Origin of the sequence: Acrocarpospora pleiomorpha (genome assembly GCF_009687885.1) — a bacterium.
GTDB classification, from domain to species: Bacteria; Actinomycetota; Actinomycetes; order Streptosporangiales; family Streptosporangiaceae; genus Acrocarpospora; species Acrocarpospora pleiomorpha.
On sequence record NZ_BLAF01000031.1, the window covers coordinates 114,815 to 120,814 of the forward strand.

Annotated in this window: 4 protein-coding genes and 1 tRNA gene; 2 read left to right on the forward strand and 3 right to left on the reverse strand. The window is 59.0% G+C overall.

Going from position 1 to position 6,000, the window contains the following annotated elements; translation table 11 throughout:
• Window positions 1-819 precede the first annotated feature (819 nt).
• Together Aple_RS26895 and Aple_RS26900 are read left to right on the forward strand one after the other, a co-directional pair.
• Window positions 820-2,184, forward strand: coding sequence for an ATP-binding protein (locus Aple_RS26895; RefSeq protein WP_170321674.1), 1,365 nt, complete (start codon window positions 820-822; stop codon window positions 2,182-2,184).
• Window positions 2,181-3,080 (forward strand): DUF4435 domain-containing protein, encoded by a 900-nt coding sequence (locus Aple_RS26900; protein ID WP_170321675.1) that lies wholly within the window; start codon window positions 2,181-2,183, stop codon window positions 3,078-3,080. The genes Aple_RS26895 and Aple_RS26900 overlap by 4 nt, the downstream gene beginning before the upstream one ends.
• 637 nt (window positions 3,081-3,717) lie before the next feature.
• On the opposite strand, the gene Aple_RS26905 is transcribed toward Aple_RS26900, so the two are convergent.
• The 3 genes from Aple_RS26905 to Aple_RS26915 all read right to left on the reverse strand — a co-directional run bounded on the left by Aple_RS26905 (window position 3,718) and on the right by Aple_RS26915 (window position 5,904).
• Window positions 3,718-4,263 (reverse strand): flavoprotein, encoded by a 546-nt coding sequence (locus Aple_RS26905; RefSeq protein WP_155347487.1) that lies wholly within the window; start codon window positions 4,261-4,263, stop codon window positions 3,718-3,720.
• A complete protein-coding gene (locus Aple_RS26910) occupies window positions 4,260-5,303 on the reverse strand; it encodes an XRE family transcriptional regulator (protein ID WP_155347488.1) in 1,044 nt (347 codons plus the stop codon). Before Aple_RS26910 ends, Aple_RS26905 begins: the two co-directional genes overlap by 4 nt.
• Window positions 5,304-5,819: 516 nt before the next feature.
• Window positions 5,820-5,904, reverse strand: a tRNA-Tyr gene (locus tag Aple_RS26915).
• Window positions 5,905-6,000: the final 96 nt, after the last annotated feature.

The window sequence follows — 6,000 nt, forward strand, 5'->3', positions numbered from 1 at the left end:
GGAAGCGAGTCCAGGGTGACCGTGTTTGCCCTTTGCTGACCGCCCCTAATGGCACGACGATCGCGCCGACGCCAGGTCACGGGCACCAACCCTCCCGCCCCCTGGTTCTTCCCCGTCCTCCTCGTAGCCGCCGACCCCTAAGGCGAGAGCGCCGTGTCAAGGGTCAGCGAAGCTGATCGCGAAGCGACGCCGGCGGCGCCCTTGACGCGGTGGGGTCGTCTAGGACAATCGACCAGCGAGGATGCTGGATCACCGTCCCGGCCGCCATCCGCCCAGCAGTAGCAGTTACCGACGAGACCACTGGCCCATGGGTATGCACGTCGGTGGGGGACTTGAATTGTTCGCCTATCTGCTTGACCAGGGCGAACGGTGGATGGAACCGGCTAGGAGCGTCTCAAGTAGCGCTGGTCAGAGCAAGCGTGGTCGTTGTCGCAGGCCCACACTGATGGACGGAGCATCCGCTCGAGCCGCGAGGGATCCGGGCCTTTAGTAGGCGAATCCTCCGACGTCTCATCCGATAGATCGCTGACCCATTAGCCGATCGAAGAGGCCACGTGCCCTGCAAGAGGTCGATGGGTCGAGCGTGTACGGCGCTTCGCCGAACATTGGCGACTCCATCGACAGAAGGGGCCGAAAGCCCGCTCTAACAGCGCGCTGGAGCGGTACAATCCGGAGTCCAACCACAAGATAAAAGTACAACTACCGAGCTGCGAGACTTCAAACAATCTCACGAAAATCTACGAGGATCGAATGCCAGAGGCAAAAACACCTACTTCGTTCGGCGCCCCCGAGATTTCAAGGAGGTATTTCATATCGGAAGTGGAAGTTGAGGGCCTCTATGGTCGATACAATTATCGAATAAGTCCACTTTCAGAAGAAGATGCCCAAAAGGGGGCCCCGCCCCTCATGCTTATTTATGGTGACAATGGGTGTGGAAAGACAACTGTTCTGCGCCTGCTCTGGCACCTTCTTTCCCCTGCCGATTTTAAAGGACACCGTTCCGCGCTTGCTCAAATACCTTTCAATAGGCTACGCGTCCGACTAGGTCGAGGCGATACGATCGATGTACAGAAGAAGGAGAACATTATCGGGTCATATTCGGTAATAGTTAAGCGCCCCGGCCAATCCAGTATAGAGCAGGAATATCTATACGACGAAGTCCATCAGGCCGTCATAGGTAACGATTTTCGGAGCGCTGCCAGGGAATCAATGCGACGCATCCTCGGATCGAATTACCGCATCTACGCTTCGAGCAAGCAGGATTTTATTGACAACGCTAATCAAATAGATGAAGATGCATTCACTCCCTACCTCCAGGCGCTGAAGACTCGTCCGTTCTTTCTGGCAGACGATCGACGCATCCATGTGGACGCCGAACAGCCGAGTGGTCGGAGCCGGCATTCCGGTTTTACGGAGGACGACAAATCCGAAGAAAAAATATCCAGCGTTGCGGAGGAACTTCAAACCGTTATTCAGCGCGCTAATGAGTGGCTTAGACAACAGTTGCTTTCAGGCACTCAGCGGGGCTCCTATGGCGCTGACACGATTTATAGGCAAGTGCTTTCGCATCTCGCGGTGTCGGACGCCGAAAGCACTCGAACGGTCGATGACCTTTTGAGCGATCTTCAGCAACTCGGGGACAGGAGCGCACGCTTCAGTGAGCTGGGGCTAGCACCTCGCGTTTCGACGGATGATTTCGCACGCCTGCTCGATCAAATTAAGGAAAATAGCCGACGGGAGGCAGCGCTAAGCATCCTAGCCCCATATATCGAGGGGCAAAAAGCCCGTTTCGATTCTCTTCAGCCAGTCGAGGAGCTAATTCGAACCTTTATAGAAAATGTTAATCGCTATCTTCGGGACAAACGAATACACTTTACCCCTGCCAAAGGCCTAAGAATAAGATCCCAGCATGGCGATCTTCTCACGCCCGCCCAGCTCTCATCTGGTGAGCGCCAATTGGTTCTCTTGCTCACCAACTGCCTCGTTGCACGCGAATCGGCGAGCCTATTTTTGATCGATGAACCCGAACTGAGCCTGAACGTCAAATGGCAGCGGGAGCTAATCAAAAGTCTACTGGAATGTGTTCGCGGAGCAAATGTACAATTCATCCTTGCTACCCACTCAATCGAAATGGTAACTCGAAACAGGAGTTACCTTGCCCAACTGGTTGGAGAACATGGATGACTCTCCGTCAAATAGCAGAACTGGTAACCCTCTATGAACTGGAGCCTTCCTTGAGGGAGATATATACAGAAGGGCGCACTGACTCGGCAATCATCCGCGAAGCGCTATTAGAGGCGGGATTGAATATCCCAGTCTATGCGGTCTCCGACAGAGTAGAGGTTCCTCCAGACCTTATGGAGGAGCTCGACTTGAGCTGGGGAAACAGGAATATTGTGATTGCACTTGCCCATGCATTATCCGAAATTCCACAAATAGCTGAACGAATCGCTTGTATAATCGATGACGATTTCGATACTGCATTCGAGGAAAAGATCGTCGAATACCCTTGCCTGTTAAGGACGGATTACGCCTCTATCGAGGCTTACTGCTTCAATGAGGCCGTTCTTGGAAAGTTCCTTCGCGTAACGCTCCGCGCTCCTATCGACATAGATGCGCAATCAGTGCTCGACGCCCTCGCGGACCCGCTGGAGACTCTTTTTCGGGTCCGATATATTCTATATAATTGCCCCGAGGCGACACCTCTAATAGGTAAGTTAGAAAAGCGATGCACCATCTATGGTGGAGATATCACAGTTGATCACTTTAAGCTAATTCGCGATTCACTTTCCGCCAACACCCGAGTTTCGAACCAACCCGATACTCAGCGTGCCGCATTCATGGCTTACGGTGAACTGAGGAAGGATGAGACACTTGATCGCCGACATCTAATTTCCGATCACGACTTTCCCGCGATGCTTTCCATCTATATTTCCGCATTTTGTCCACAACTCTTTCGTGATGACCGAAAGGACTTCAAAAACCCTCGAACCGCCATGGCCGCCTTGTATGGCTGTCTTGATCTTTCCAAGTTGCTCCACGAGCCACTTTTTTCTCGATTAATACAGCGCTTTAGCTGAGTCGGCAAACACATAGTCACAACTTGGGCTCGGCGTGCGCTATATGATCATCCGACTTCAGGCAGTTGTTCCACCTTGATCGGGCGCGAGCGAAGCTCCTCGGTTCTTATGCCGATAATCACGCTTCCGTACTTGGCGCTCCATGATCTCGACTGAGAGCAGCCAGTGAGCCGCTCAGCGAGTTGCTTCGCGATGACATTGCGACCCGCGGCCAGCGCCTAGAAGATTGCTCCTCGCGAGATCCGGTCGACTACGTCGGGGAACGATGATGCGGGGGTATCAAGTGCCCGCTTCTCTCTGCTCGCCGTCAGCTACCATCTCCGGGGCTTTCGGGCAAGTTCTGTCAAGGATGGCTTCGCGTGTACCTATTCCGGTGACCTTCCACCTGTACTAGTTGTCCTGCCAGTCCAGCCGTCCTTGACCGGTTCTGCCCGCCCCGGATAATCAGGCAACGGGTACAGGGATTACGGCGGGAAGGCGGCGGATCGACCTACGGTGCGTTCGTTCGACAACAGCGGCTGCGCTGGTCGGTGGACGGCTCGGGGCGCTGCCGTCCGGGACCGGCCCCCAGGCCGCAGCCCGGGCGGCGGACGGTGGAGGGCCGGGTACGGCGGCGCGGCGCGCCGCGGCTTGATTCCTATGAGCTCAATTCGGCAAGAGCTTCCAGTGCCCGCTTCCAGGGGTAGGCGTTGATGCGGTTCCCTCCCGAGTTGGGGGGGTGGGGTTCGAAGTCTCCTGGGCCGAGGAGTACGCGGATTCCTTCGGCGTGTAGTTGGTCGACTGCGTGCCGGAAGGGGGCGCGGGTTGCTAGTGCGGTGTTGACGAACGGCAGGATGATGACGGGGATGTTCAGTCCTGGTGCTTCGGCGAGGAGTCCGAGGGCGTAGGTGTCGGCGGTGCCGTGGGCGAATTTGTTGATGGTGTTGTAGGTGGCGGGGGCCACGATGATGGCGTCGGCTTGGGGTGATTTGGGTTCGCCTGGTGTGCGGTACTGGCTTCGGATGGGGCGGCCGGTCTGTTTCTCCAGGGCGGGTGCGTCGATGAAGCCGAGTGCGGGCGGGGTGGCGATGATCTGGACGGTCCATCCCTGGTCGTGGGCCAGGGTGACCAGTTTGCCGACGTCGGCGGCGGGTCCGGCGGCGCACACGATGATGTAGAGGACCTTGCCGGTGGGGCTGGTCATGCGGTGACTCCGAGGGATTCGGCGTATTCGCGGGCGTCGCGGCGGACGCTGATGGGTGCGGTTTCCATGAGGTCGCGGACCAGGCGCAGGGTGGTTGGGCGGTTGATGATCTCCTCGGGAGCGATTTGCCCGGCGGCTCGCAGGACGTGCAGGGCTTGTTCGTGTTTGCCCCACATGAGGAATGCCCGGGTTGTGTCGATCAGGAGTATGGCTTTGCGTTCGTTGATCGGCAGGGCGTCGATGTCGACGCGTCGGGCGGCTTCGATGGCGGTTCCGGCGTCGCCCATGGTGAGGGCGATGTTGACGCGGTGGCACAGGACGTTGTTGGGGCCGAAGGCGGTGAACATGTGGTTGCCTTCGTGGCCGAGTCGCTGGCCTGCCTGGTCGGCTTCGTCGAGGAGTTCGAAGGTGGCGGCTCGGGTGCCGTGTTTGGCGGCGGCGATGGCCCCGCGGAGCAGCAGCGATCCGTACACCGAAAGGTCGTTGGCGGTGGGGTTGGTGAATTCGGCGGACATGTGTTCTGCGGCTTTGGTGGCGTTGATGTAGGCGGCGCGGTGGTGTCCGCCGTCCATCAACGCGTGGGTGATGATCCGGGCGCTGGAACCGATCATCAGAGGGCTCTCGGAGGCGTGCGCGGCTTGGACGCTACGGTCGGCCGCGAGCCAGGCAAGACCCTTGTCCTCATGCTTGAGCAGGATGGAGGCGGCCACGTGGTGTGCCTCGGCCGACAGCTTATGAGCTTGTTGGAGGTCGGCGCCGTCCATGACCGTGCCGGCGGCTCGGAGTGAGCGGAGCAGCGGCGGGAGCATGAACAGGACTTGGGTGTAGTGGCATGCCTGGTAGGCGTTCTTGGCGTCGTAGACAGCCGCAGCCAGGGGTGAGAGGTCGGTGGGCTCGCGCATGAGCTGAGGGAGTGGTTCGGTCATGGCGGCGGCGAGCTCGTCTATGCCGCTGGCGGGGTTCTCCGTGGTGCTGGTGCTGCCGACCACGGCGCTGAACAGGGCGGCTCCTGTCAGGCCTACGAACTGTCGTCGTCGCATCGCTTCCCCCTCGCCTGGTGCCTGGATGAGGTCCACGCTAGGCGGGGAGATTGGCTGGGCGAATCCCTGCGCGTCATCCCGTCGCGGGATGGGCACGTGAACGGGTGTCCGGGGGGCCAGGCCGAATGCCATCCGAGCCATGTCCAACATCTCCAGGTCTTCCACGAGGCCAGAGCCGAAGCGTTCACCCCCGAGGAGGCGTCATCGCCGCTCATGGACGTGCCCTATGCGCTCCGGCATGCCGCCGTGTCCACATGGCTCAATGCCGGGGTTCCTGCGCCTCAGGTCGCTGCGTGGGCTGGCCACAGCGTAGACGTCCTGCTGCGCGTCTACGCCAAGTGCATCCACGGCCAGGAGGCGGACGCTATGCGCCGGATCTGGGACGCTACCCGCCCTGATCGTGGGAACGCATTGGGAACGGCTACCCGTAGAAGGCCGACGCTAGCCGTACACAGCCGGACAGACGAGAACAGCCCTTGACCGGCATATGCGCTGGTCAAGGGCTGGTTCTGCTGTTGGTGGCAGGTCCAGGATTCGAACCTGGGTAGGCTGAGCCGACGGATTTACAGTCCGCTCCCTTTGGCCGCTCGGGCAACCTGCCTTGTCTTCCGCTTGCGCGGTGACAGGTAGAAGAATAGCGGACTTCGCGGGTGCTCGTGACACCCGGTTTGCGGGCGGTGGGCGGGGTGGGTGGTGG